25 protein-coding genes are annotated in these 25189 nt (G+C 57.7%); 9 read left to right on the plus strand and 16 right to left on the minus strand.

The window, feature by feature from the left end; translation table 11 throughout:
• Positions 1-252: 252 nt before the first annotated feature.
• The 6 genes from F451_RS0116495 to F451_RS0116520 form a co-directional block, all read right to left on the minus strand.
• Positions 253-1341: a KpsE/RkpR family capsule polysaccharide export protein gene (locus F451_RS0116495; RefSeq protein WP_020682497.1), complete on the minus strand. Its 1089-nt coding sequence runs from the start codon at positions 1339-1341 to the stop codon at positions 253-255.
• 52 nt (positions 1342-1393) lie between these two features.
• Positions 1394-2119: an ABC transporter ATP-binding protein gene (locus F451_RS0116500; RefSeq protein ID WP_020682498.1), complete on the minus strand. Its 726-nt coding sequence runs from the start codon at positions 2117-2119 to the stop codon at positions 1394-1396.
• A complete protein-coding gene (locus tag F451_RS0116505; RefSeq protein ID WP_026291829.1) occupies positions 2116-2904 on the minus strand; it encodes an ABC transporter permease in 789 nt (262 codons plus the stop codon). Before F451_RS0116505 ends, F451_RS0116500 begins: the two co-directional genes overlap by 4 nt.
• A 67-nt stretch (positions 2905-2971) precedes the next feature.
• Positions 2972-4681 (minus strand): polysaccharide biosynthesis/export family protein, encoded by a 1710-nt coding sequence (locus tag F451_RS0116510; RefSeq protein WP_020682500.1) that lies wholly within the window; start codon positions 4679-4681, stop codon positions 2972-2974.
• 49 nt (positions 4682-4730) lie between these two features.
• Complete coding sequence (locus tag F451_RS26805; RefSeq protein ID WP_020682501.1) at positions 4731-5126, minus strand: DVU3141 family protein; 396 nt, start codon at positions 5124-5126, stop codon at positions 4731-4733.
• 1196 nt (positions 5127-6322) lie between these two features.
• A complete protein-coding gene (locus F451_RS0116520) occupies positions 6323-7285 on the minus strand; it encodes a hypothetical protein (protein WP_156826524.1) in 963 nt (320 codons plus the stop codon).
• 290 nt (positions 7286-7575) lie between these two features.
• Between F451_RS0116520 and F451_RS0116525 the strand changes: the two genes are divergently transcribed.
• The 7 genes from F451_RS0116525 (at position 7576) to F451_RS0116555 (ending at position 13237) form a co-directional block, all read left to right on the plus strand.
• Positions 7576-8445, plus strand: a complete 870-nt coding sequence (locus F451_RS0116525; RefSeq protein ID WP_020682503.1) for a fumarylacetoacetate hydrolase family protein — start codon at positions 7576-7578, stop codon at positions 8443-8445.
• Between the two features lie 49 nt (positions 8446-8494).
• A complete protein-coding gene (locus F451_RS0116530) occupies positions 8495-8701 on the plus strand; it encodes a dodecin (RefSeq protein ID WP_020682504.1) in 207 nt (68 codons plus the stop codon).
• 401 nt (positions 8702-9102) lie between these two features.
• Positions 9103-9288, plus strand: a complete 186-nt coding sequence (locus F451_RS27825) for a hypothetical protein (RefSeq protein WP_156826525.1) — start codon at positions 9103-9105, stop codon at positions 9286-9288.
• Positions 9289-9553: 265 nt separating this feature from the next.
• The gene (locus tag F451_RS27305) at positions 9554-9823 is read left to right on the plus strand and encodes an EF-hand domain-containing protein (protein ID WP_083928455.1); all 270 of its coding nucleotides are present in this window, start codon (positions 9554-9556) and stop codon (positions 9821-9823) included.
• A 192-nt stretch (positions 9824-10015) separates the two neighbouring features.
• Positions 10016-11344: a sensor histidine kinase gene (locus F451_RS25795; RefSeq protein ID WP_205624026.1), complete on the plus strand. Its 1329-nt coding sequence runs from the start codon at positions 10016-10018 to the stop codon at positions 11342-11344.
• Positions 11334-11840 carry a hypothetical protein gene (locus tag F451_RS0116550; protein ID WP_020682508.1) on the plus strand — a complete coding sequence of 169 codons (507 nt, stop codon included), beginning with the start codon at positions 11334-11336 and terminating at the stop codon, positions 11838-11840. The genes F451_RS25795 and F451_RS0116550 overlap by 11 nt, the downstream gene beginning before the upstream one ends.
• The gene (locus F451_RS0116555) at positions 11837-13237 is read left to right on the plus strand and encodes a sigma 54-interacting transcriptional regulator (RefSeq protein WP_020682509.1); all 1401 of its coding nucleotides are present in this window, start codon (positions 11837-11839) and stop codon (positions 13235-13237) included. Before F451_RS0116550 ends, F451_RS0116555 begins: the two co-directional genes overlap by 4 nt.
• Here F451_RS0116555 and ybaK read toward each other — a convergent pair.
• The 4 genes from ybaK to F451_RS0116575 all read right to left on the minus strand — a co-directional run bounded on the left by ybaK (position 13230) and on the right by F451_RS0116575 (position 15107).
• The gene (gene ybaK / locus F451_RS0116560; RefSeq protein WP_020682510.1) at positions 13230-13724 is read right to left on the minus strand and encodes a Cys-tRNA(Pro) deacylase; all 495 of its coding nucleotides are present in this window, start codon (positions 13722-13724) and stop codon (positions 13230-13232) included. The genes F451_RS0116555 and ybaK overlap by 8 nt on opposite strands.
• 62 nt (positions 13725-13786) lie before the next feature.
• Complete coding sequence (locus F451_RS26810) at positions 13787-14341, minus strand: hypothetical protein (RefSeq protein WP_020682511.1); 555 nt, start codon at positions 14339-14341, stop codon at positions 13787-13789.
• Positions 14338-14874, minus strand: a complete 537-nt coding sequence (locus tag F451_RS0116570) for a BPSL1445 family SYLF domain-containing lipoprotein (protein ID WP_020682512.1) — start codon at positions 14872-14874, stop codon at positions 14338-14340. The genes F451_RS26810 and F451_RS0116570 overlap by 4 nt, the downstream gene beginning before the upstream one ends.
• Positions 14871-15107 (minus strand): DUF3820 family protein, encoded by a 237-nt coding sequence (locus F451_RS0116575; RefSeq protein WP_020682513.1) that lies wholly within the window; start codon positions 15105-15107, stop codon positions 14871-14873. The genes F451_RS0116570 and F451_RS0116575 overlap by 4 nt, the downstream gene beginning before the upstream one ends.
• A gap of 122 nt (positions 15108-15229) precedes the next feature.
• Between F451_RS0116575 and F451_RS0116580 the strand changes: the two genes are divergently transcribed.
• Positions 15230-16024, plus strand: a complete 795-nt coding sequence (locus F451_RS0116580; protein WP_020682514.1) for an MOSC domain-containing protein — start codon at positions 15230-15232, stop codon at positions 16022-16024.
• A gap of 102 nt (positions 16025-16126) precedes the next feature.
• Here F451_RS0116580 and F451_RS0116585 read toward each other — a convergent pair whose 3' ends face one another.
• The 5 genes from F451_RS0116585 to smrA form a co-directional block, all read right to left on the minus strand.
• Positions 16127-16552 (minus strand): YbaN family protein, encoded by a 426-nt coding sequence (locus tag F451_RS0116585; RefSeq protein WP_020682515.1) that lies wholly within the window; start codon positions 16550-16552, stop codon positions 16127-16129.
• A 76-nt stretch (positions 16553-16628) separates the two neighbouring features.
• The gene (locus F451_RS25805; RefSeq protein WP_020682516.1) at positions 16629-18845 is read right to left on the minus strand and encodes a tRNA(Met) cytidine acetyltransferase TmcA; all 2217 of its coding nucleotides are present in this window, start codon (positions 18843-18845) and stop codon (positions 16629-16631) included.
• 121 nt (positions 18846-18966) lie between these two features.
• Complete coding sequence (gene metE / locus F451_RS0116595; RefSeq protein ID WP_020682517.1) at positions 18967-21237, minus strand: 5-methyltetrahydropteroyltriglutamate--homocysteine S-methyltransferase; 2271 nt, start codon at positions 21235-21237, stop codon at positions 18967-18969.
• Positions 21238-21391: 154 nt separating this feature from the next.
• On the minus strand, positions 21392-21997 hold the full coding sequence (locus F451_RS0116600; protein WP_020682518.1) for a DUF924 family protein: 606 nt from the start codon (positions 21995-21997) through the stop codon (positions 21392-21394).
• A gap of 246 nt (positions 21998-22243) precedes the next feature.
• A complete protein-coding gene (smrA, locus tag F451_RS0116605) occupies positions 22244-22822 on the minus strand; it encodes a DNA endonuclease SmrA (protein WP_020682519.1) in 579 nt (192 codons plus the stop codon).
• Between the two features lie 202 nt (positions 22823-23024).
• Here smrA and F451_RS26815 point away from each other — a divergent pair, with 202 nt between their 5' ends.
• Positions 23025-23828 (plus strand): hypothetical protein, encoded by an 804-nt coding sequence (locus tag F451_RS26815; protein WP_020682520.1) that lies wholly within the window; start codon positions 23025-23027, stop codon positions 23826-23828.
• 93 nt (positions 23829-23921) lie between these two features.
• Here F451_RS26815 and mtnK read toward each other — a convergent pair whose 3' ends face one another.
• The gene (gene mtnK, locus F451_RS0116615; protein WP_020682521.1) at positions 23922-25118 is read right to left on the minus strand and encodes an S-methyl-5-thioribose kinase; all 1197 of its coding nucleotides are present in this window, start codon (positions 25116-25118) and stop codon (positions 23922-23924) included.
• Positions 25119-25189: the final 71 nt, after the last annotated feature.

The raw sequence follows: 25189 nt of genomic DNA on the forward strand, positions 1-25189 counted from the left end.
TCACCTTTGTCCACTAACTTTCGGGAACAAGGCACCTATACTTCAGCGGCTCGCGGTGTCTCTATTACGGCCTGTGGGGGCACGCTCCACCGGTGAATAAAGCAGAGCAATCCTCCGAACAGACCGAAGTCCAGACTCCTACAGCTTCGTAATATCATTCTGTCTGACGATGTGTTTTTCAGCCAGAATGATAAGCACTTCTACAGACACCGAAACTTATAATTATCATCTATCAAATGAGTCAAAAATAAATCAGTCGCGGTGATCCTTAATGATCAATACCAGCATGTGCAGAATCAGGCCGAGAAATAGCGCAATGATGGCAAAAACCACCGAGTTGTATAGTCTGCGAGGTTCAACCGAATACTCAGGCAGTGTCGGACTTTGCAAAACCGATACCTGTTTTAGTTTTCGTGCTGCTTCAATTCGAGTACTTTCCAGTGCCGCCAGAGCGCCGGAGTAACTATCCTGTGCAAATTGAGCCTGCAACTCCAATGTTTGGTATTCGGATGACATGACATTCAGCGCCCCGCCCGACTGCTGCGCCATGCGCGCACGCTCCTGTGCTATCTGTTGATTAAGTGCTTTTATTTCGCTTGCAACTCGTAATACATCTGGCGAGCGAGTGCTCTGGTAGCTGGCCAACACTGTGCGCTTCGCTTTCAGATTAGCGAGCTGCGCTTCAAGGTTTGCCACGACCATACTCAGGCTTTCTACCGTACCGGTAGGTGACACCAGTCCGTTCTTGTTCTGATAATCAAGCAAAGACTGACGGGTCGCATTGAAGTTGTCACTCAATTGGCTAACCTGGCCCTCGAGAAAACGCACCTGCTCTTCCGCCAATCGTTGTCCCATGGCGTTCATATGATCTTCACCCGCGCTCAACAATAACGACGCAATAGCATGTGCCATTTCTGGGCTGAAAGCTTGAACCCTGATACGCAGTATTTGAGCATAATCATCAAGTTCAACGGAGACGCGGTTCAGATAATATTCATGCAAGTCCTCGATAGGGGCGCGCTCATCGAAGAGGCGAGAAAATATATCGAATTTCGAGCTGGCGTAGTGCTCGCGAAAGCCCACTTCACTATCGACCTTTCGCAGCATATCCACTGAAAGCAGGTAATCACGCAGCAATAGCATATCGCCACTTGCTCCCCCGGCACCGCTTAGCAAAGAAGAAAAGCTAAGAGTTGGCGCCGCAATCTGCGGGCTCTCCAGTACCACGTTACTTTCGGAAACATAACGATCGCTTGCCCAGAGACTCCAGTAGCCCGTCACCAGTACAATGGATACAAAACATAAAAACCAATAAGGGTATTGTCGGAACAGGTGCTTCATTTTTACGTTACTACCTTAAGCGCTGCTATCGTCTGCTGCTAAGTTCTGTGGTTTATGCTGAGGTGCCCGGAGCCGGAAAGGGTGACTTTTGAGCATTTTTTGATTGAGGACGCGTAATACCAGCACTTTGGTGGTAAGCCTCTATTGCCTCATTGATATTATCGAACCAGATCGCCTGCCCCTGGTGTAACCAGACTCCTGCCTGGCACAGCTCCCTGAGTATGCCTTCACTGTGCGAAACCATAATAATACTCGCCCTGCCTATTCTATCTTTAAAAGCCTGTGAAGCCTTTTTTCGAAACACCTGATCACCCACGGCAGTAGCTTCATCAGATAGGTAGACATCGAAATCAAAAGCCAAGGATAATCCAAACGCCAACCGGGCGCGCATGCCGGACGAGTAGGTTTTTACCGGCTCATCAAAGGCTTCACCAATTTCGGCAAAATCTTCGACCCGGCGCATCAATTCGCCAAGATTATTGTCACCATTATGATGGATGCGGGCTACGAATTTGACGTTTTGTCGCCCGGTCATTGAAGCCTGAAAACCGCCGGTCAAGCCAATAGGCCAGGATACGCGGCAGTCACGAACGATTTCGCCCCTGTCGGGACTGTCCATTCCACCGATCAGGCGCAACAAGGTAGATTTACCAGCGCCATTTCGGCCAACGAGCCCGACGCTGACATTGGTCGGAATTTCCAGGTTGATGTCACGTAATACCCAGTCGCTGCCGTGGTGGTTGTGATAACGCTTGTACAGGTTCTGAATTCGGATCATTGTGCCTTCAGCCTCATTGCAAACCGCAAATGCAGTATCAAACCAAGGGTAATCAGGCTCAGCGCCCAGAACCAAAGATAGGTTAAATCAATACCATTAAGGGAACGGTATGCTGGAAAAAAGCTCAGGCGCAAACTTTCAATCCCATGAACGATTGGATTCCAAAGCACATAGACTTGCAGGTCATGCGGTATGAAATTTAACGGAATAATAACACCAGAAATAATCAGTAATGGAAGCGATATGATACGCGCGACACGCCCTGTTTCTGGTACCAGAGCATCGAGTGCCGAGAGCGTTAGGCCTGTTCCTACCCCAAGCATCCAAAGCGATAGCCAATCAAAAAAAGCTCCAAGAGGATCAGCCGGCATCAAGCCAATATCCAGCAGAAGACCGGCAAAAATAAACAGCATGAAAATAAACGTTTTAAGCATCCCTTCCAAAAAGCAGCGAATCAGCACGGGATCAACGGTTTTAACCTGGCGGTACGCAAAAAGCCCTTTATTAGCACCAACGGCCCCCAAGGAGCGCATCATGTTCTCGCGAAACAGATAGAAGCCGAACAAGCCTATAATAATCCACGGCACGAATTCGGCCCCGGAAATACGGCTATATCCTCCCGCCGCCAGAGTACGAATGGCGGTCATGATCACAATCATCGCGATAGGCTCAGCCAGCATCCAAAACCAGGCAAAACGATCTGCCGTAGTGCGCGCCAACGCTTCACGCATGAGCATGGCATACCAGACCGACCGGGTAACCTGCCAGGGTGTACGGGTTTTCAAAACAATAAAACTCCACCTAAAAATAACGCGGGCTTATTAGCCCGCGTGTCATTATCAGTCTGCAACATCAATCCAGTGCGACTTTGGCGGCAATGGCGATCTGGTAGATGATCTGCGAAATACTGGTGGCCAACTGCAGGTTTTTGGTGGGTACAGCCGGCAGTACCAGGATCTCGTCACCCGCACGCAGATCGACATCGCTGGCATCGCGGACTTCGCCATTCTGGCGCACGACCAGAATACGCTCGTCATCCGCGTGCTGGGTATAGCCGCCAGAGGCCTCGATGTAGTCATTAACCGAGAGACCCTGCGTGAAGACCACCGACTGCGGCACCAGCACCTCGCCGCTGATCAGCAGGGAATCGCTGAATTCGGGCAGGGTTATCACGTCGCCATCCTGCAGGCGGATATCGGTGATGCTGTCATTGTGGGCTACCACCAGCCGACCACTGGGCTCGACCTGTGATGCGCGTGCAACAAACTGGCTGATCAGCTCGGCTTCCTGCACTCGCACCTGCGCTTCCTGCGGCGTCGCAGACGGCGCCCCTAGGTAGGTGGTTTCCAGGCGACGCAGGCTTTCGTGCAGCGCCTGTTTTTGCTGCTCGGCCACACTTAAGCGGCGCATGGATATGCTGTGCACGGCGGTCAGTTCGCGGGGCACGGCAACGCTATCGAGCAATTCGTGCAGGCGGGCATTCTTGGGTAGCGCATAGCGCGAGGGGCCATAGTAGCTGCCTTCCAGCTGCACCACGATGGTTTCGTCACGCCGGTCAGCACTGAACAGCACTTCATCCCCGTCGTTCAGTGTCTGTTGTGGAAACTCTGCCAGTGAGTAGTACAGAGAGATGGGCCCGTCTGTGCGGCCACCGCGCAGCAGCACATGGGAGACATCCGATTTCAGTCGCGCCAGATCCAGCAACGCGGCGCCGTTCATGCTGCTGCTCGCCAGCTCGTAACGATAGCTGCGCTCAACATCACCGGTGACCGTTACCGCCGGCCCCCGTTCGGCCACGACGACGGTATCGCCATCCTGGAACTGTGGGCGCGCCATATCGCCGTTGAGCAGGAAGTCATACAGGTCGGCATGGGCGATAACCTTGTTATCACGCAGTACCGTCACCTGCCGATAGCTGCCCAACTGGTCGTCGATACCGCCAGCCTGGTCGAGGAAGTACAGCAAGGAGTCACTGGGTGTGCCAGCATAACGGCCAGGGTTGGTTACGTAGCCGGTCACGAACACGGCCACCGGCTGCACGCCCTGCAGGTTGGTGTAGACCTGCACATTCTCCGGGTACACGGAACGCACTGCGCCGGTAACACGGCTGTTGAGCTCACTGTTGGTCAGCCCCTGCACTTTCACAGGGCCAATGGCTGGCAGGAAGATATTGCCCTGCGCATCCACCGGCAACACACGTTCAAATTCAATTGCACCCCACACGCGCAAGGTGATTTGATCACCCGGCACCAGCTTATAGGTCGGATTCAGGCCGTCAGAGCGCACACCACGAAAGCCGCCACTGAACAAATGAGCGCCAAAGGGGCGAACCTCAGCGGGGTCGGTCATTTGCGGCGGCAGTGGTGCTGGCGAAGCGTAGGTACCGGAGCGCCAGTTGGTGGTCACCTGATCATCAACCTTTTCCGGTATGACCTGGGCCTGCTGGCTCTCGGGAAGTATTGACGCCTCAAAACCATTGGCGCTGGCCAGCGACGATACCGTACTCAAAAGGGCAGCAAACACGAACGGCGAAATGATTTTAGGATTAACAACAGATTTCATGGCAAGAGTTCCATTCGCTGTACTGAGTGGCTATACGCCTGTTTGCAGATCACTGAGAAGACACAGGGTAACTAAGCGGGCGCACGGCGGCCCATTGGCCGTTTGATGTTTCACAGGCAAGCCAGCGGCCTGACCGGGCACCGGTCGGCGTATTGATTGTCACTTCACGACAATAGCGGCCACTGGCAGCAAAGTAGCGCTCGCTGGCCGTCACATCCACACTCTCGCCCCAGTACGTATTCGAGAAAGCGCGCGTTGAGTACTCGGCGCTTTGCGCCAGAAACGCAGAAACCTCGGCGGACAACGCCTGCCCCTTGGGGGCCTGGGAGACAGCCCCTGCGTAACCGGATCCGTTACCGCCATTAAATGCGCTGCAACCCGCCATCGCGGTTACCGCAACCACCCCGATCGACAGTTTGGCGAAGTTCGCTATATTTCGATACATCTGCTACAGAAACCTCTTTTATATATACCGAATTCGTCGGCGTATTCAGCTTGGCTGACTATCTGTAAAGGTGTAGGTGATAGTGCAGTCCAACAGCCAGGACACTGCCTGGCCCTACAGAACAAGAACAATCGAGTCTTTTACGTATCACACAACACAGGGTGCAATCTCTGCACGGCCACAACGGAACCTAGCAGCCTGTCGGACTTGACCGGTCGTAGCGAGGGAATGGCCGTTTTGAGGCAGTTTTTGGGCTCTTTTGAGGCAAATAGTGGTTCTATTCAACGAAAAAGAGTACATAAAATGACCAAAATCGGCGTTTCCGCAGTAGATCAGTGTTAAGTCCGACAGGCTGCTAGACACGGCTACGGCGCGACGCCAAGGATACTACTATCCCGTAGGGGGCAGCCACAAGGTTGCAGCGTAAAGCGCACCGCGACACAAGAGGCTGATTTGCTGGGTCCAATCGGCGACAGTTGCATGTTGCATGACGACATCCCGCGGCGTCGTTGAACGACCCTAAGCCGTTATGCGCCAGACACGCTACCGCCCAAAGGTTGTATGTCGGGCAATCCTCAACGCCCCCCTCTCTGCTCAATTTGTTGCGCTGGTCATCATGTTCTTCGCCGCGAGTCGCGACTCCTACGGAAGAGCCGCTGGCTATCATGTCCTTCGTCGCGAGACGCGACTCCTACAGATGAACCGCTGACTATCCTGCCCTTCGCCGCGAGGCGCGGCTCCTACAATTGAGCCGCTGGCTATCATGTCCTTCGCCGCGAGTCGCGACTCCTACAGATGAGCCGCTGGCTATCATACCCTTCGCCGCGAGGCGCGACTCCTACGAATGAGCCGCTGGCCAGCATGCCCGCGAGCGGTTAACCCGCGCACAGAGCAGGTGCACAAAAACAGCCGGGCATCATTCCAGACTTTTGGCCGACTGGCTATAAGCATTTGTCGTAAATCAACCTAATCCGTTGATTTCATGCACTAAACGCCGGCCACAACATAACCCACCAACGGCCGAGACCGAATGCCAATTAGAACAGCTGTTTTCAGGAACCACAGCCGCACCAAAATGAAAAGTTAAAGCAAAAACTGCACCAGATCTTACCGACCGCTACAAAGCGCCGAAGCTTCTCCCAGACACTGAACCCCGAAAGCAGAATCCTGCGTCTGTATTATTTCTTTCGCGTATTTTATTCCGGTGACAATCGCAGCCCAGCCATACCGTAATCAACTTCACCACCTTCCAGCACCAGCGTTCCATCGCGATGACGACGGAACAACCGAACCTGTTGCTCGGCCTGACCGTCACGCAGCAGTAAATGCAGCATCAGCTTTCCTGTCGGCAGCAAGCGCCAACTCCCCTGTCGAACAGTAACGCCCCCGCCGTCGTGATGGTTCTCCGTCAACTCAGCCGTACCATCGCGCGACACCCGCAGCGCGATGGTACGCAGCGGGCCCGCCTCACCGACCAACTCACTACGATACACACCTGGCAATGACCGATTGGCCAGGTCGCCGTACCGCGCACAACCTTTGTGGCTGCGCCCGTTTAGATTCATGACGGCTTTGAGGCCATACCAGACACCAACACTATCGATACAACCGACTTCACGCAAACTAAGCTCAACCTTGAACTGCTCACCGGCCGGCGTCTTCAGACTGCCATGCCATTCGCGCCCCCCGCCAGTGCGGACAGGCGATTCCTCGACGCGAAAAATCAGCCGCATGAGCCGACTCTGATCGCGCACTTCCAGTCGGTTACCCGACAAGTCCGCTGCCCAATCAGGATCGGCTCCGGCCGCACGTAACTCAACCCCATTGAGCTCGGCGGCACAGGTTCGACTGCCTCCGCCGGCCACCAGCACCTGACGCACAGCACCGGATTCTGTCGCTTTCAGTTCCATGTATAGGGGCAACCCCGTCAGTACAGCCTGCTCTCCATAACGCAACCTCACCACACCCTCGGGATCTGTCAGAACGCGATGCTGACGTGAATAACAACGCTGCAGACTCCAGCTGTCGCCAACAGGCGACAGCTGGCCGCGATAGAATTGTAAACTTTCTGCAACCTGATTCGACCCAGTGGATACGCAGCCCTGCAGTATCGCCAGCGCGATCAACATGCCCGCTGATCGCAGATTTAACATATCCATAGTGTTTGTTACTGACAGCTCGAACGGATAAAGAAGTGGCCGATAATAGCCCTATTCCGGCCAATGAACATAGCCGGGATCATTCCGACTTGCGCGATAGACCTTCAAAGCCGACCCATTCAGACAAGGCTGCGGCAATCGATAGATACATCTAACGCCACACTGCAGACGCCTAACTTGCAGCGCAATCTGCAGCCATGCAGACTGGGCCGAAGCATACGCGAGAGTTGCGACTTTCGAGTACAGATCACCAAACGTATCAACAACCAACCGGGCATGGACTTAACTTAATGCGCTTGATTACCTTTGAATTCCAGGGCCGGCGATCCGCAGGCGCCCTGATCGACGACCGAATTATTGATGCCGCCGCAGACCCCCAGCTGCCCACCGACATGCTCGCGCTGCTGGCAGCGGGCAAACCCGCACTGGAGCGCCTGCAACGCCTCGCCGCGCGCCCCGAAGCCGCCATCCCCCTGCACCAGGCCACTCTGCTGGCACCGGTGCCCAGGCCCGGCAAGTTTCTTGGCGTCGGACTTAACTACGCCGACCATATTGCCGAGACGGGCCTTGCCACACCGGAATTTCCAACCATTTTCAACAAGCAGACCACCTGCGTTATCGGCCCCGGCGAGGCGATTCATCGGCCACAGGTCTCCGCCAAGCTCGACTACGAGGGTGAACTGGCCATCGTGATCGGCCGGCGCTGCCGCCATGTCCCCCTGGACAAGGCACCGGGCGTGATCGCCGGTTACACCATCGCCAACGATGTCTCTGTGCGTGACTGGCAGGTGAAGTCCCCCACCTGGACGCTCGGCAAATCCTTCGACACCCACGGCCCCATCGGCCCCTGGATCGTCACCGCAGACGAACTTGAAGACCCCCACAACCTGGAACTGCGCACCTGGGTCAACGATGAGCTGCGCCAGCACAGCAATACGCGACACCTGATTTTCGATTGTTATCAGCTGGTCTCAACCCTTTCCACGGTCTGCACGCTTGAGCCTGGCGACATCATCGCCACCGGCACCAGTTCTGGTGTCGGGGTGGCCATGAAGCCCCGCGGATATATGAAACCCGGCGACCGCGTACGGGTGGAAATCGAGGGAATCGGCGAATTATGCAACCCTGTCATCGAAGAACCGGACACCCACTGCTATTAATTAAGGACAGCCGCCCACGGGGGCGGCCTCCACTAGCGAGGGTTTCACCATGTCTGAACATGTCTACAAACTGATAGAAGTCGCGGGCTCATCCACCGCCAGCTATGACGATGCGATCCAGAAGGCGGTCAGCAAGGCCGCCGCATCACTGGAAAATCTCGACTGGTTCGAAGTGAAGGAAATGCGCGGCCACATACAGGACGGCAAGGTTGCGCACTTCCAGGTCGTGATAAAAATAGGCTTCAGACTGGACTGATCCAGCACAGCCCCAGCCGCACTTAGCCACCATGTGCCGGGAACACCCGGCACCCTTGCATTCCCGCCTCCAATCGCGACATTCACGTGGCGCGGCAAAGCAGACCCGCCCTCTTTATAAAAATCCTCTACCCTCCCGTCGCTCACAAGTAACTTATAACACATTGTTTTTGTTGAAATTTTATAACACGACAAAAAACCGTAGCCGAAAGGTGACAGTTTTATATGGAACTAGACTCCCGTTTCCACATAAAGTGCTCAGAACTCAAAAAAATATAATTAAACCATTGATTTTAATAAAAATTAAATAGTTGGCACGTAAATTGATGAGGATGTTTGCTGATAGTAGATATGCAGATGAGGGCGAGACCAGCCCTGCCGTATCTGACAAGGAGTGAAAGCATGAGAAAGTCAGTCCTGCTGCTGTGCGGCATTATCGTTGCCGCAGCAACGCTGGGAGCCGCCAATGAAGCCCTGAAACCAGGTCCTGTTCAACCCGTGGATATTGAATCCAGGATTCCAGCACCCCAACTGCACGATCAACCCAATACCCTTTTTGTAAACCCCGAGCAGACGCCAGAGCAATAAGGTGATTCGTATTTTCAATACGAAGCAAATTGTATCCATAAAGAGACAATATAACTCATTGATATAATTATATATTTTTGACATAAGCCAGCTAAAGTCTGCAAATAGAGACACTGTTAGGGAAATGTTACTCCTATTGTGGCGAAAATCATGGAAACCGCGCCACAAAACGAACTTAATTCATTGTTTTTAAAAAGATTTATTAACATACGGCATGTATATTGTATTACCTTGTAAATTCAATCCACTGACAGGGAGAGCCTGAATGAAAGTCACAACCACCCTCGGCGCTTGCACCCTGACACTGCTGGCTATCTGGCTACCTCTAAACCCAGCCGTAGCCACTGATTCCTTGCCTATGGGGCTACCGCAAATTTCGACACCGGTGTTCCATCAACTCGATGGCAATGCCGACGGTAAACTCAGCTTTCTCGAAGCACGCCAGGACAAAACCCTGGGTCTGGAGTTTTACAACATGGATATTGATAGGGATGGTTATTTGAGTCCGCAGGAACTGGGTACGGTAAGTGCGTAAGCACCATTGTCTATACAGACCGATGCCAAACCGTCTGCCATTAGCGACGTATTCCGATTGGTAGACAATACTAAAGTCACATCCAGTTTTCGGTCCAGTTCCATGACCCCGACACACCGTTGGCGAGCCGGTTCCCTAAGGCAACTGATATTGCTGGCGTTTCTGCTGGTGGTTACGCCCTTGGGGATCCTCTTGATACAAGCCAGTAACGAGCTGGTCGAGCAGGCACGCCAGGCACGGGAGGAAGCACGCCTGTCGCTGGATATCAGCCAGCGTAATCTGCAGCTTGATGTGCTCGCCGAAGATATACTGCGCTCGGCACGTCAGTACGCCATATTGCAGCGCAGCGAAATTCGCGTGCGCCAGCAAGAACAGATAGGCGATTACCGCGACCAGCTGGATATTCAGAGCTTCCTGCTCAACGACAATCCGGTTATACCCAAGCTGCACGACACGCTACGCTTGATTGAAAAGGCTCAGGAGGGTGAGATCGGCCTGCCATTGCTGGAGCAGCTGGTCCTGCTGACAGGCGAGCTGATCGATGAGAGCAATCGCCAGCTTGAACAGCGACTTGCTGACCTGGATAACCAGGCACGCAATACACAACAGGCACTCTGGCTGCTCGCGGCGATTCTGATCGCACTTTCCGCTGTACTGATGCTGTACTTCAGCTTGCACATCAGCCGGCCGGTCAGCCTGCTGATAAGCCGCATTCGCGCCCTTGGCCACGGCCAGCAGCAAGACAACACTCCGCTACGCGGCCCACGCGAACTGGTTGACCTGAATGCTCAGCTCGACTGGCTGGGCGATCACCTCAATGAACTCGAAGAAGAAAAACAGCGCTTTCTGCGTCATATTTCACACGAGCTGAAAACGCCACTGACCACACTGCGTGAAGGATCGGACCTGATGGCCGAAGAGGTCGCAGGCCCTCTCACGGATAACCAGCGCGAAATCATTGAACTGATTCAACGTAACAGCTTCGAATTGCAAACCTTGATTGAACAGTTACTGGATTACAACCGCCTGCAGCAACCGGGGCCGCTGGACATACGCAACGTCAGCCTGGACAGCTGCCTCAACGCAGCGCTGCATCCCCATAAATTGCTGCTTGAACAAAAGCATATTAAGTTGCAACGCCCGACAAAAGACGCCCACTGGCCAACTGACCGGGCCATGTTGCATCGAATTCTCAGCAATCTGATATCAAATGCGATTTACTACGGTGATGAGCAGGGTGAACTAAGTGTCTGCTATCAGATACAGGGTGGCCAAATGCACATTGACATAGGCAACATTGGCCCAACAATTCCACCCGGTGAGATCGAACAGATCTTCAAACCGTTTTTCCAGGGCGAGAACAGGCGCAGAGGGCCGTTAAAAGGCTCCGGCATCGGCCTGAGCGTCGCGCAGGACGCCGCCGTCGCACTGGGTGCCAGTCTAACGCTTGCCCAAAATAGCAATCATAAAGTGGTGTTCAGAATCACGTTACCTCCGGTGAATGATAACCATGCCCCGTAATCTGTTGCTCGTACCCATTGTGTTTAGCCTTCTTGGCTGTCAGGTATCGACCGTGATGCAGTCTGTGCCCAGCGGCTACGGCCCGGCCTGTTATGTCGGTAATGCTGCACTGTCCGATCTGCTGAAACAGCAGCAGCGCTACCTTGGCAGTAGCAGCTCGGCACGCAGTCAGCAACTGGCGCAAGCCGTGAAAAACAATGACAAGGCTCTGGAGGCGTTGCTGCTCACCAGCCCCAAAGCAAGCGCCAAGCAGTTCGCCCAGGGCAGCAAATTGCTCGCCAGCCTGCCGCTGTACCCCGAAGCCGACTGCACGGCAGATCGCTACCTGCGCCTGCATCTGAGCCAACTGGAACTGCGCCAGCAACAAGAGCATCAGATACAGCAACTGGACAATCAGCTGCAGCAGCAACATGCACAAATCGCTGAATTGAAACAAAAGATAGAAGCGCTCACGGATCTGGAACAAGAGATCACGCGACAACGCAAGGATTTATGATCATGAACAGAATGCCACACCTTCTCCTTGTCGACGACGACACTGCACTGCTCAAGCTGCTCAAGATGCGCCTGCAGGCACAGGAATACCGGATCAGCTGCGCAGAAAGCGGCCAGGAGGCCCTGCAAATGCTGTCCGGCGATACCATTGACCTGATCATTACCGATCTGCGCATGGATCACATGGACGGCATGGCTCTGTTTGAACAGGTGCAGCGGCGGCGGCCGGATCTTCCCGTCGTCATCATGACGGCCCATGGGTCAATTCCCGAAGCCGTATCGGCCACCCAACGCGGCGTCTACGCCTTTCTCACCAAGCCAATCGACCGTGACCAGTTGCTGGATACGGTGCGGGCAGCCCTGAAGTCCAGCGCCCGGCGCCAAGATCAGGAATGGCGCGCCGGCATTATCGGTACCAGCCCGGCCATCGAATCCTTGCTACTGCAAGCCCAGCGCGTAGCCGAATCCGACGTCAGCCTGCTGATCACCGGTGCCAGCGGCAGCGGCAAGGAATGCTTTGCCAAGGCAATCCACAAGGCCAGCCGGCGCGCCAACAAGGCCTTCGTCGCCATCAACTGCGGCGCCCTGCCCGAGCAATTGCTGGAATCCGAGTTATTTGGCCACAACAAGGGAGCCTTTACCGGCGCGATTACGCAGCACCGGGGGCTGTTTCAGGCAGCGCACGGCGGCACTCTGTTTCTGGATGAAATCGGCGACATGCCGCTGCCGCTGCAGGTAAAGCTGCTACGCGCGCTGCAAGAACGCACGGTCCGCGCCGTGGGCTCAACCGAAGATGTGCCCATCGATGTACGCATTATTTCGGCAACCCACCGCAACCTGGAACAGGCAATCGAGGCACAGGAGTTCAGGGAAGACCTTTATTATCGCCTCAACGTCGTCAATCTCGATTTGCCTCCCCTGCGCGAACGGCCCGAAGACATACCGTTACTGGCCCGACACTTTCTCAGCAAGGCATCGGATCGGCACAACCCCAAGGTACGGGGCATTTCACCCGGTGCCATTCACCTGCTGGCCCAGGCGGCCTGGCCTGGCAATGTGCGCCAGCTCGAAAACGTGCTCGAGCAGGTCGTCGCCCTGAGCAACAGCCCGATCATATCTGAAGGCCTGGTGTCCCAGGCGCTGGCCAATCAGGAGCGTGTCGTACCGTCGTTCAATGAGGCCCGGGCCGACTTCGAGCGCCGTTACCTCATCAAGGTCCTGCGCATTACCGAGGGCAACGTGACCCATGCGGCACGTATTGCGCAGCGCAACCGCACCGATTTCTACAAGCTGCTGAACCGCCATAGCCTTGAAGCCAGTGACTTCAAGCCCGGCGATAACAGCAAGAAGGCGGACCCAAGAGAGACTCAGCGCCCGGCCACGCGCCGAATCAGCTAGCAGAAACGGGGCATTCCCGACCGATAGATGCCGTGACCGCACCGGTCAGGGCGATCAGGTCGGCAGCTGCCATTTCGATTTCAAGTCCGCGCCGGCCTGCACTCATATAAATGCTGGGAAAAGTTAAAGCACTGCTGTCGAGCACAGTCGGCAGGCGCTTTTTCTGTCCCAGCGGGCTGATCCCTCCCACCAGATACCCTGTCGTGCGTTCCGCATCCGGCGCAGCGGCCATACTGACCTTTTTACTGCCCAGCGCCGTTGCCACCGCCTTCAGATCCAGCTGGCCGGATACCGGTACCATCGCCACCGCCAGCCGGCGGCTATCACCGTTAAGTGCCACCAGCAATGTCTTGAACACCCGCCGTGGCGACTGCTCCAGGGCATCCGCCGCCTCCTGGCCATAGGATGGAGCGACCGGATCATGCACATACTCATGAATCTGAAAACTGATTTTGGCCTTTTTCGCCGCATTGATTGCCGGTGTCATGACGTTTTCCGCCGCTAGCGTCCACTACAAAAAGGAACAGACTGGGACTCGAAAGGCCGCCTTCAGCGAATCAATAAATCCGCGATATCAATCACATCCAGCACAGTGCCCTGCCCCGTGGCAATGCGCACAACCCGATCTTCCAGCAACAGCAATTCGGTGCCGGCACTATAGCCCTGCAAACCAAGGTTTAAATCCGCGGGCAAGCGGTGCGCGCGTCGCATCAGATCGGGCTCCAGCACCTCGCCCCGTGCAACCTTGTCCTGCCATCCAGGCGGCAAGTCACCACCGCGTTCGAGCTTTTTCTGCAGCCCAGGCGGCAGTGACTTAGCGCCGCCATGTGCCGTGTCTGACACCCCGCCACCAGCGCTGCCCAGATAGTGTCGAATGTAGTCACGATCCGTCCCCGCGAGTGGCGCAAGCAACACAGATTCTGCCGTCCTGTTACTGTGAGAGCCAGCCTCATGCTTTTCGTTGAACTGGACTTCCTGTTTGGGTGCCTGCGTGTGCGCGTCCTTTTTATCGTGCTTGTGTTCTGGCTTATCCGCCATCGCAGCCACTGAGAATGCCGTCAGCAGCAGCGCAACCGGTAACGCGTTTCGAGTCATTCGCATCATTTATCCATCCTTGTAAATTTTGAGCCTTCCAGAGTGAGGTTATACATCAACCCCTTGTTGGAAAAGATAAAACCGATAATCGGCGCCTGCAGGGTATTGGAGTCAATGGTGCCGCCAACCCCCATATCGGCGATTGCCACGCTGCCATCGACGCCCGCTTCCCAGCCGTCACTGCGGCGAAAGCGGCTCAGCGCCTCGGGTGTCATGAACAGTATAATCTGGCTTTTGATCTGGGCACCCAGCTGAAAGCCGATCGATGCGGCCGCCGTACTGTAATAATCCACCGTAGTACCGCCGATGCGTAGCGCCCCCTCGCCGTACTCACCACCAATGCCAACACCTGCCTTGTACACTTCCGGGAAAATCAGCACCCCGGCGGCGCGTTGTGCCAGTTCCTTGCCAGCACTGCTGTGCTGATAAAAACGCTGCAGCGCCTCCGTGGCCTTGGCATCGATTTCCTGGCGCGATGCTGCCTCGGCAGGCAGTACCAGCAACGCACAGAGTAGCGCGGTCAACAGGTATTTGAGTTTCATGGTCTTCTCCGTTGGTCTGGCTTTCGCAAGGGCTCGAGTACGTCCTCCAGACCGTTGAGTTTGACTTCATAGAGCACCCGCAGGAGCTTGCCGATCTCCCCCTCGGGAAAGCCTTTTCGGGCAAACCACACCAGATAGGGCTCCGGCAGATCAAGCAGAACCCGATCCTTGTATTTGCCGAACGGCATGCGCAGGTTGGCAATTTTTACCAGCTGTTGCGGGTCAAGATCCATATAGCTCCCGTTGGTCTGTGAATTTGTATGCATTAATTTGTATGCATTATAGTAGCGCCATTGTCTGTCGTGCCCGAGGGTACGCCGCGGCGTTGCCGCCAAAAACCTGCCAAGGAAGTCCCATGCCCATTCTGTCCGACCTGCATATCTATCCCGTCAAGTCCACCGCGGGCCTGCGCCTGGAGCGCGCCTTCGTCGAACAGGCGGGTATCGCCTTTGATCGGCGCTTTGTGGTTGCCGACAGCCAGGGGCACTTTCTCACCGCGCGCAAGTATCCGTCGCTGTTGCGGGTGCAGGCAACCCCTACGAGTGACGGCCTGATCCTCGGCGCTGCCGGCGAAGTGAATATTCAACTGCGGTACAGTGAATTTTCACCGGACTATCGACAGGTCCGCATCTGGGAAGATGAAGTACAGGGGCAGCCCTGCTCCCCGGCGGCGAATCGCTGGCTTAGCGACTACCTGGGAGTAGAGTGCCAGCTACTGTACTTCGGCCCGGCCTCCAGCCGCTTCACGGCCCTGAGCCCCGAAGCCCCCGTGACTTTTGCCGACGGCTACCCGCTGCTGCTGATCAGCCAGGGCTCGCTGGATGATCTGGCCGAAAGGACACCGGCTCCGATCCGCATGAGCCAGTTTCGGCCCAACCTGGTCATCACCGGTTGCGAACCCTATGCCGAAGACGGTTGGAAACGCATTCGTATTGGCAAGCTGGAACTGGCCCTGGTCAAGCCCTGCTCCCGCTGCGTGATGGTCAACCTGGATCCGAATACCGCAGACCGCCATCCGCAGCAGGAGCCCCTGAGAACCCTGGCGACCTATCGCCGGGGTGACAACGGTCAGGTGTATTTCGGCCAGAATCTGGTGCCGCTGAACGACGCGGTGCTGGAGGTGGGCATGCCCGTGGAAGTACTCGCGTAGGCGCAACGCCCCGTTGTAAACCGCCCCGTGCGCCCAAAACATTTGCTGTCCGGCGCCGGGGACACTCGCCCGCGAAGCAGGCTCCCAAAACAGGGTGCCCGTTCAGCCTTCAGGGCGAGGCGCCGGAATGGCAGCGGATTTGCGTGTAACCTGCGCCGGCACTGAGGGGCGACTCCAGATGTAGCACAGCGCGCCCAGCACGCTGACACCGGCCAGTACCTTCAGGCGCCAGTCAAAGTCGCGGAACACAAGCGGGTAACTGATCAGCAACAGCATCATGCTGGTGGACAACAGCTTGATGCGCAGAGAAATCACCCCGTAGGCTTCCCAGTCACGCAACAGTGGCCCGAACAGGCGCTGATTCAGCAGCCACTGGTGCAGCGGCTCCGAACTACGGGAAAAGCAAAAGGCCGCCAGTATGACGAAGGGTGTGGTAGGCAGCAGTGGCAGGACGACACCGATAGCCGCCAGCACCAGCGCCAGCCCCCCCGCAACCATGTACACGGCACGCAACCAGCCCGCTCTCATCAGCAGCCTCCTGACAGGCCGTGAGGGGGCAACTTCCCTAGCTGCTCCATGATCAACATGTGTTCGATAAGCTGCGTCACGGTTGGGCCTCATCCTGACAACGTCCGTCCATGATGCCTATTGAAGACGCCCGGAGCAACTGACCGGCACTGAGCCTGAGGCTGCGCACCAGTGCCCGGCGTCCGCCGTCACTGTGCAGGGCTATATCCTCCCAGCGTCGGCGCTGCAGCAGCTTCCATACCAACAGGCGCTGTGCCGCCGGCGCCAGGCCCGCCTGCTGCCAGCATTCGGGCCCGCCGCTGCACAGTTTCCAGAGTGTCGCTTCGCAGCTTTCAAAAGCCCGGTTATGCCGGGCAAACATCTCCAGCTCCAGCCGCTCGCTGTGTTGCAGTTCAACTGGCGCACTGGGCAGCAGGCCCAGCACCAGATCCGCCTCCAGCTCCGCCAGCTGCGCCGCCAACTGATGCAGCATAATCGTGCGCAGGCGCTGTCGTGCCGCCGCCACCAGCCCGGCGCCTGCCGGGCTCAGCGCACAGGCCAGGATACCGGCAAAGGTTCCCCCCACCGGATCGCGCACCGTGCCCAGGCGCATGGATTCATAACCATTGCGGCGCCAGAACGCCAGCAGATCCGAAGTCATGCCAAAGCAGGTGCCCAGGTAGTCCACCCTCTGCTGCCGGGCCCAGCCAGCCAGTTCCGTCAGCAGGCGGCTGGCAATGCCATGACGCTCCAGCGCCGGGTGGGTGGCAATGCGCATGACTCGCAGGCAACGCAGCCCGGCCGCCTCCAGCAGGCCATCCTGGCCGATCAGCGCCTGGGGAATCAGGTGACCCGGCGGACGGCGGCGACCCTCATATATCGCCTGGGTCAAATCCGCCGGCAGGCCACCCTCCTCCACCACCAGCAGCGCGCCCACCAGCTGTTGCTGCCCGCAGGCGACCCAGACCGACAGGTTCGGGCTGTCCAGCAGTATACGCAGGTCACCGGGAGTGGTGCGGTAATGGGCCAGCACCAGCAATCCGAACAGCTGCTCAAGCAACGTCGGCTGTTGCAGCAACTGCTCGCGATCGAGGCGCTGATAGCTCAGCTGCGGTACCGGGATGCTGCGCACGACGGCCGCGAGGGCCGGCTCGGCATCCAGCAGCAGCAGGCGAAACGACAACTGTTCCAGCGGATCATTGGCACACCAGCGCACCGGCTGCGACATCTCAAAGGAACGCCAGGCCGGTGCACGGCGCTGCAACTCGCGGCGAAAGCGCACGGCAAAGCCTCGCCCCGTGCCTTCGTAGCCGTGCAGAGTCGAGGCGAAAAGAATGCGCGAAAAACGGGCCAGCAGGCGACTCAGTACCGGGGCCGGAATGGCGGCGGCTTCATCCACCAGCAGCAGCTCACCGTCGCCGTCACCGTGCACCAGTCGATCAGGCGTCAGGTAGCGCACGCTGCCACGGGGGTGAGTGAAGATACCGGCACTCAGCTGTCCATCGGGCAGGCTGGCCTGCAGGCGCTCGAACAGGGCATCCAGCGCATCCAGCCCGGGGGCCGTGACCAGCACCTGCCCATCGTGATGCTCGAGCCAGCGCGCGGCCGCCAGCCCCAGGGCCGCGCTCTTGCCGCGCCCGCGGTCCGCCGTCAGCACCAGCGGCGTGGCATCCTCCAGCGCCTGCAGGACAGCGGCAACGGCGCGCTGCTGATCCAGGCTGCGATAGGGCGCCTTCCAGTCTGTAACGGCGGATTCAACCGGCAGCGGCGACCCTCTCTGCGGGGATTGAAAATAAGATTCGAATTGGGATTCGATATGGGCGTCAAATTGAAAAGCAGAACCCGATTGCAGCACCGGAATGACATCGGCATCGGCACTCAGTGTGCGTACCAGATGGCGCACAAAACGGTGACCGACATCGGCGGGCGCATAGGGCAGCACCGCCAGGCGGTGATGTTCGGGGTCGGCATAGCAGCACCAGTCCGCGGCCTTGGGCGTCAGCAGGAACATCAGCCCGCCGCCGCGAATCGTGCCGACACTCTGGCCAAAGGCATTGGGGTTGAAACCGGCGAAGGCATCGAACACCACCGCATCGGTTTCGGACCCCAGCCGCCGCTGCACCTCAGCGGCCTTGACCGGCTCGTAAGGCGACGGTGCCTCGGCCCCGACCCACAGCAGTTGCTGCCAGCCGGTAGCCGCGAGCATTGCCGCCGCCTGCTGCCGGGCCCAGTCGGCATCGCCCTGCAGCCACACCAGCTGGCGCCGGCGGGCCCGAGCGTTGGCGTCAAGCAGGGATGGCAGCATGTCTGGCATAAACGACTCCGGCAAAGACAGAACTGAACAGCCAAGGCCGTTCGCCGGACATTGTACCGCCTTTGTCCCGGCCCGCCATCTCGACCCGGCAAGCACGGGTGAACGCTTTCTTAAAAGGCTGTTAAATCCCGGCGCGCAGGCGCCTGGCGGCGGCCACCATGTTTTCAAGACTCGGCCCGACCTCGTCCCAGCCGCGTGTTTTCAAGCCGCAGTCGGGGTTGACCCACAAACGCTCAGCGGGAAGACGCTCGGCAGCCTTGCGCATCAGGGCTTCCATCTGTGCGACCTGGGGCACGTTGGGGCTGTGGATATCGTAGACACCCGGGCCAATCTCGTTGGGATACTCGAAATCGATAAAGGCATCGAGCAGCGTCATGTTGGATCGGCTGGTTTCAATGGTAATCACATCGGCGTCCATGGCCGCGATGGCCTCGATGATGCCATTGAATTCCGAGTAGCACATGTGGGTGTGAATCTGGGTTTCGGGCGCCACACCGCTGGCCGAAACACGAAAGGCATACACAGCCCAGTCGAGGTAGTGATCCCATTCGCTGCGCTTGAGCGGCAGGCCCTCGCGAATGGCCGGCTCGTCGATCTGAATCGCGGCAATGCCGGCGGACTCCAGCTCGCAGACCTCGTCGCGCAGGGCCAGTGCCACCTGCAGGCAGGTTTGCTGGCGCGGCTGATCATCTCGCACAAAGGCCCATTGCAGCATGGTGACAGGCCCCGTGAGCATGCCTTTCACCGGCTTGGCGGTCAGCGACTGGGCATAGCGGCTCCATTGCACCGTCATGGCCTCATCGCGATAGACATCGCCGTAAATAACCGGGGGTTTGACACAGCGTGAGCCATAGGACTGCACCCAGCCATTGCGACTCACCGCATAGCCCTGCAGCAGCTCCCCGAAGTATTCCACCATGTCGTTGCGCTCGGCTTCGCCGTGCACCAGCATGTCCAGTCCGCAGGCTTCCTGGCGGGCGATGCAGTCAGCAATCTCGCTCTGCATGCGCTCCACATACTGAGGCTCGCTCAGCTCGCCGCGCCGATAGCGCCCACGGGTCTGGCGGATCTCGGGAGTTTGCGGAAAAGAGCCAATGGTGGTGGTGGGAAAGTCGGGGAGCTGCAGGCGGGCCCGCTGCAGTCGCGCCCGCTGCGTGTAAGCCAGGCCCCGCTCACCATCCCTGGGCGACAGCCGCTGGCAGCGCTGCTTGACGCTCTCGCGATGCACCCGATCAGAACTGCGACGCCCCGCCAGTGCCAGCGCATTGTCGGCCAGGGCCGCGGCGACATTGCCGCCGTTCAGCGCATCACCCAGCAGCTGCAGCTCCTGCTGCTTCTGCACCGCGTAGGCCATCCAGCCACGCAGCTGCACATCGAAGGCGGATTCATGCTCCAAATCCACCGGCACATGCTGCAGTGAACAGGAGCTGGCGAGCCAAAGACGATCGCCCAGCAGCTTGGATACGCTCTGCAGCTCGTTCAGCCGTGCCGACAGGTCGGTTTTCCAGATATTGCGGCCATCCACCACACCCAGCGACAGCACTTGGTTGGCTCCCAGTTCCGCCAGCACACGGCGATATTCTTCACCGCCACGCACCGTATCAAGGTGAAAACCATCGACGGGCAGGGACAGCGCCAGGCTCAGATTATCGCCCAGAGTGCCAAAATAGGTGGTCAGCAGCAGCCGCAGGTCAGACCCCGCCAGCGCCTGGTAGGCATCCGCCAGCGCCTGCTGCCAGCAGGGTTCCAGCTCCTGCACCAGGATCGGCTCATCGATCTGCAGCCAGTCCACACCCTGGCGCTGCAGGAGTTGAAACAGCTCGCCATAGGCCTGCAGCAGCGCCGGCAGCAGCTGCAGGCGATCGAACGGCTCGGCGGCGGACTTGGCAAGCCAGAGGTAGGTGACAGGCCCGATCAGCACCGGCTTGACCGCGTGCCCGGCCGCCTGTGCCTCGGCGATTTCAGCCAGCAGCTTGTCCGGCGCCAGGCTAAAGTCCTGCTGCGGGTCCAGTTCCGGTACCAGGTAGTGATAGTTGGTGTCGAACCATTTGGTCATCTCGCAGGCTCGCTGAGGCGTGCCGGACGGTGCCCGGCCGCGGGCCATGCGAAAGCCGGTATCCAGGGCATCGCTGGAACCATCCTGAAAGCGGCGGGGAATAACCCCCAGCAGGCAGGAATGATCCAGCACCTGGTCGTAGAGCGAAAAGTCGTTGACGGACACGCGTGGCTGACCTGAACGCTGCTGCAGCGCCCAGTTGTCCTGGCGGATCTGTGCGGCGACCTGCAGCAGATCCTCGCGACGGCTGTCACCGTTCCAGTAGGCTTCAAGTGCGAATTTCAGCTCCCGCTGCGCACCGATGCGCGGAAAGCCCAATGTATGAGTGGTTGCCATGGTATTCATCCCTTAAATGCAGCCGTTGATGTGGGATGCATTATGATGAATACGAACTATTAGTTAAATTGATGTATTTTCGTTTTATATTGAAATTAATTCATTATTATTTCAACTCCAGTGCCTGCACTACCGTCGTACCCAGGCTAGCAGCCTACTGCCCCCAGCGCCGGTGTGGCTGATTGAGGTAGGCCAGTTCCTGAGCCGTCGAGGCTCGACCCAACGCGTCGTTGCGGTGCGGAAAGCGGCCGAAGCGCATGATTAAATCGCGGTGCTGATGGGCAAAACCCAGTGCATTCTCAACCAGGCCACGCTGCGCACCATTGAGGCCCTGGCGCAAAGACTCAAGCTGAGCGATATGAAGGTTTTGTGCCTCCAGCGACTCGGCGTGTTCCAATGGCATGTAGAAAAACAGTCTTTCGGCGGTTTCCAGCGCCAGGTCATGACCCAGGTCGATTCCCTGGCGGCAGCGCTCCAGCGCCTGCTCGTCGCCGCCAAACGCATCGGCCGTCCCCCGGTAGATACTGCGACTGAACTGATCCAGTAACAGAATCAGCGCCAGTCGCCCCCGCGGGCTGCTGGCCCAGGCTTGCAGCTCGCCACGCACCGCTCGGCGTACCAGGTTGCCGAAAAGTTCATCCAGCTGGCGGTCATCTTCCTCCCGCCCCTCCCACCAGAGCCGCTGTTTCGATTCACAGGCAACGCCGTTGTGCAGCGGACCGAACCAGAACAACAGCACCTCTTCGATTTTCTCTGTCATGACATACTACGCCTGAAAGGCTCCTCCGCAGGACAGTGGTTTGACACAGGACACAGGCATGCCTCCTCACTCAAGACCAATGCGCTAAAGGTCAATGCGAACGCCACAATGGCCGGCATGTCCGCGCACAGTGCCCCGTTTATATGGCGTAACGGACAACAAGGCGAGGACCCGCCGGGTGAATCGCATACCCACTCTGTTCGATTTTCCAGTATAGCGGGACGCTGGCGCCCTGCGAGCCGAGTTTCAGCCCCGCTTCTGATGCCTTTCCCAGTTATCCTGACGCTGGGCTTCGTTCTTGCGCAGCATGATATAGAGCGCGCCCAGACCGCCGTGCTGCGATGGCGCGGAATGAAACGCCAGTACCTCATCGAACAATGGCAGCCACTGATTGAGTGCACTGCGCATCACACTGGCGGCATCATCAGGCCGGCGGCCGCGTCCATGACTGACAACACAGGTACGGATGCCATGCACAAGGCATTCCGGTACAAAACTGCGCAACTCGTCCCGCGCCTGCGCCAGGGACTTTCGCGTCAGGTCCAGCCGCGCATCCGCACGGTACCGGCCCAGACGCAGATTACGGTATACGCCCTCCTGCACGCCATCACGCTTCCAGGCCAGCGGATCATGAGGATCGACGGACTTTATGATTTCCAGCCCCATGCCGTCGGGGTCTCCAAGCGCTGCACGGCGCCTGGCGGTCATGACAGCAGGAGGCAGCGGCGCCCGACCGACGTCGGCCCGCGGATTGCGGCGAATGGGGGCTACACCGTCTCGTTGCATCAACTGGTCGAAGTCGCTGTTCGGGTCTGAACCGGTCATCGTCATTCCTCCACGGTTGCAACAGCCCATGCGGGCCACAGGATATGCCAGTATAACAACGACTGTGCCTGTGATTTCCAGCCCCGCAGCGACTCTTTCACGCCGCGGCAATCTGTTTTACAGTGGTTGCGGTGACCTGCAGGCACAGGGATCAACAGGACAGGGTCGTCATCATCTGCCAGCAAGAAGGGGATTTACACCGATGCAACGACTGCTACTGATCGTGACCGTAGCGCTGGCCATGACCGCAGCCTGGCTGTTCCTCGCTCCACAGGATATCTCCGATGTGACCAAGGCTGTGATTAGCGATCAGGATCGACAGCAGGCCCAGTCCCATATCCAGCAGCTCACGGCCGATGCGGACCAGCCGATTGAGATCGGCCGGGCCAACAATTTTGTCAGTGCCAACCAGTTGCTGTTGCTGCCAGAAGCCCAGGTGTTATCGGAAAACATCCAGCTGGAGATCGCCCACGGCCCCGAACTGATCGATGCCGCCGCCGCCACCGCCTATGCCGTGGATGCTCGCCCGTCCATTACCCGAAACGGCGCCCAAAGCCGGGAGCAGGCCATTTCCAGTGGCACCCTGCCACAGAGTGCAGGACAAATTACGCTGCAGGAGCTGCTCAGCAACCCGGAGCAAGCCAACGGCAAGATTTTTTACATTCATGCGGTCAACGAATTCGACAAGGAGGGACTCTGGGGCATTCTCAACAGCGGCCTGATCAACTCCTTTGCAGAGGGTCTGGACCTGCCCCAGGCGGGCGGTTCTATCCGCGTTGCGATCCCCGAGGATGCCGATGAGCGACTGCTCGATCGCAGCAGCTCCTTCCTCGGCAAGGTGCTGGATGACAAGGTTCGTGAAACCTATATCTACAACTATCAGCAAGGCTTACTGGGGCAGAACCCGGATCTTATCCGCCCAGGGCAGCAACTGGTGGTGGTCACCTTTTCAGAAGAAGAGCTGGTGCAGATCTACCATCACTTTATGTCACAGCGTGACCGCTGAGCTGCGCACCAGGGGTGCAAGCGGCAACCCCCAGGCGTGACGGCAGTGGCCCGGCGAGGCCGCTGCCGTCACAGCGATCGACGCCTTGGCGAATCAGTGTCCCCTAACAAACGCAATAAGCGCGTCGATTGAGCCGATCTCGCCACGCTGCATGATCATTGCACGTCCCAGGCTCAGCACTCGGCTCTCTGCCTGCGCGCGCCGCTGCGGATCTTCAATCGACTCCAGATCAGCGACATGCGCAAGCCCCAGTGTACGGCGAATCATCTCGGTACCCGCATAGCCGATGGTATCGGCCAGTATGTCTGCCAGATAGGCCTCGCGATACAGCGCCAGATTCAACGACGGATCCTGCGTCTTCGCCTCCATCAGCTCGGCGAAGCGCCCGGCAAAGGTATTCCAGAAGCCGGCGACAGTTTCCAGAAGCCAGTCCTGATAAGCACCACGTTCTGCCTCTGTGCCCGGCAACTGCGCCTGCCCGGCGTAGTTCAGCAACAGGTTACCCAGCACGCTGCCAACATCGAAGCCGATAGGGCCAAAGTACGCGAACTCGGGATCGATTACCTTGGTACCTTCTGCACAGGCAAACACGGAGCCCGAGTGAAGATCACCGTGCAGCAGTGCTTCAGCGCAGGTCAGGAAGCGGTATTTGAGACGTGCCACTTCCAGCTTCAGCGGCTCATCCTGCCACAGGGCTTCGGCCTCGTCCCATAGCAACGGGTTGATGTTATTGCGTTCGTGGTCGCAGTAGGGGTCCAGGAAAAACAGGTCTTCGGTAATCTTGCACAGATCAGGATTAATGAAGCGCCCTACCAGTTCCTTTTTGCGATGCGCATCCAGGTAGAGGTCTGATGTATGGAACAGCGTGTCTGCAGCAAAACGCCCCAGATGCTCGGCCAGCAGAGGCAAACGGGCTCTCGCAATCAGCGCATGGCGCAGGTTTTCGTAGGCACCGATATCTTCCATTACGATGGCAGAGCGCGCCGCATCAAAATGATACACGCGGGGTACGAGATCCGGGCAATACGCGGCTTCCTGCTGCAATGCCTCTGCTTCGATGCGGATACGGTCCTGCGACAACGGCCAGCCTTCACCGATGATACGAATATAATGCAGCGCCTGCTTGATAATCACGCTGGTGCCGTCGTCGGAAAACACGCGGTAAACAAAATTGATATTGCCGTCTCCGATCTCTTCGACGCCGAGATGCGCTCCCGCTGGAAAAACTCCGGAATGGTCCCGCGCGAAGGCAATTACCTCGGCGTCATTGGCAAACTTGCAGTCGGTCATGGTTTCTGCCCGTCAAATACGCTGTAAAAGCGCCTATTCTGGCAAAAACGCCGGCGCTTTGCTTATAGCAA

The sequence above is a fragment of the Marinobacterium rhizophilum DSM 18822 genome, assembly GCF_000378045.1.
In the GTDB taxonomy this organism is placed as follows: domain Bacteria; phylum Pseudomonadota; class Gammaproteobacteria; order Pseudomonadales; family Balneatricaceae; genus Marinobacterium_A; species Marinobacterium_A rhizophilum.

Coding starts and splice junctions, on each gene's coding strand:
- F451_RS0116495 (WP_020682497.1), bottom strand. CDS start 1,341: ATGAAGCACCTGTTCCGACAATACCCTTATTGGTTTTTATGTTTTGTA.
- F451_RS0116500 (WP_020682498.1), bottom strand. CDS start 2,119: ATGATCCGAATTCAGAACCTGTACAAGCGTTATCACAACCACCACGGC.
- F451_RS0116510 (WP_020682500.1), bottom strand. CDS start 4,681: ATGAAATCTGTTGTTAATCCTAAAATCATTTCGCCGTTCGTGTTTGCT.
- F451_RS26805 (WP_020682501.1), bottom strand. CDS start 5,126: ATGTATCGAAATATAGCGAACTTCGCCAAACTGTCGATCGGGGTGGTT.
- F451_RS0116520 (WP_156826524.1), bottom strand. CDS start 7,285: ATGGATATGTTAAATCTGCGATCAGCGGGCATGTTGATCGCGCTGGCG.
- F451_RS0116525 (WP_020682503.1), top strand. CDS start 7,576: ATGCGCTTGATTACCTTTGAATTCCAGGGCCGGCGATCCGCAGGCGCC.
- F451_RS0116530 (WP_020682504.1), top strand. CDS start 8,495: ATGTCTGAACATGTCTACAAACTGATAGAAGTCGCGGGCTCATCCACC.
- F451_RS27825 (WP_156826525.1), top strand. CDS start 9,103: ATGAGAAAGTCAGTCCTGCTGCTGTGCGGCATTATCGTTGCCGCAGCA.
- F451_RS27305 (WP_083928455.1), top strand. CDS start 9,554: ATGAAAGTCACAACCACCCTCGGCGCTTGCACCCTGACACTGCTGGCT.
- F451_RS0116550 (WP_020682508.1), top strand. CDS start 11,334: ATGCCCCGTAATCTGTTGCTCGTACCCATTGTGTTTAGCCTTCTTGGC.
- F451_RS0116555 (WP_020682509.1), top strand. CDS start 11,837: ATGATCATGAACAGAATGCCACACCTTCTCCTTGTCGACGACGACACT.
- ybaK (WP_020682510.1), bottom strand. CDS start 13,724: ATGACACCGGCAATCAATGCGGCGAAAAAGGCCAAAATCAGTTTTCAG.
- F451_RS26810 (WP_020682511.1), bottom strand. CDS start 14,341: ATGATGCGAATGACTCGAAACGCGTTACCGGTTGCGCTGCTGCTGACG.
- F451_RS0116570 (WP_020682512.1), bottom strand. CDS start 14,874: ATGAAACTCAAATACCTGTTGACCGCGCTACTCTGTGCGTTGCTGGTA.
- F451_RS0116575 (WP_020682513.1), bottom strand. CDS start 15,107: ATGGATCTTGACCCGCAACAGCTGGTAAAAATTGCCAACCTGCGCATG.
- F451_RS0116580 (WP_020682514.1), top strand. CDS start 15,230: ATGCCCATTCTGTCCGACCTGCATATCTATCCCGTCAAGTCCACCGCG.
- F451_RS0116585 (WP_020682515.1), bottom strand. CDS start 16,552: ATGAGAGCGGGCTGGTTGCGTGCCGTGTACATGGTTGCGGGGGGGCTG.
- F451_RS25805 (WP_020682516.1), bottom strand. CDS start 18,845: ATGCCAGACATGCTGCCATCCCTGCTTGACGCCAACGCTCGGGCCCGC.
- metE (WP_020682517.1), bottom strand. CDS start 21,237: ATGGCAACCACTCATACATTGGGCTTTCCGCGCATCGGTGCGCAGCGG.
- F451_RS0116600 (WP_020682518.1), bottom strand. CDS start 21,997: ATGACAGAGAAAATCGAAGAGGTGCTGTTGTTCTGGTTCGGTCCGCTG.
- smrA (WP_020682519.1), bottom strand. CDS start 22,822: ATGACCGGTTCAGACCCGAACAGCGACTTCGACCAGTTGATGCAACGA.
- F451_RS26815 (WP_020682520.1), top strand. CDS start 23,025: ATGCAACGACTGCTACTGATCGTGACCGTAGCGCTGGCCATGACCGCA.
- mtnK (WP_020682521.1), bottom strand. CDS start 25,118: ATGACCGACTGCAAGTTTGCCAATGACGCCGAGGTAATTGCCTTCGCG.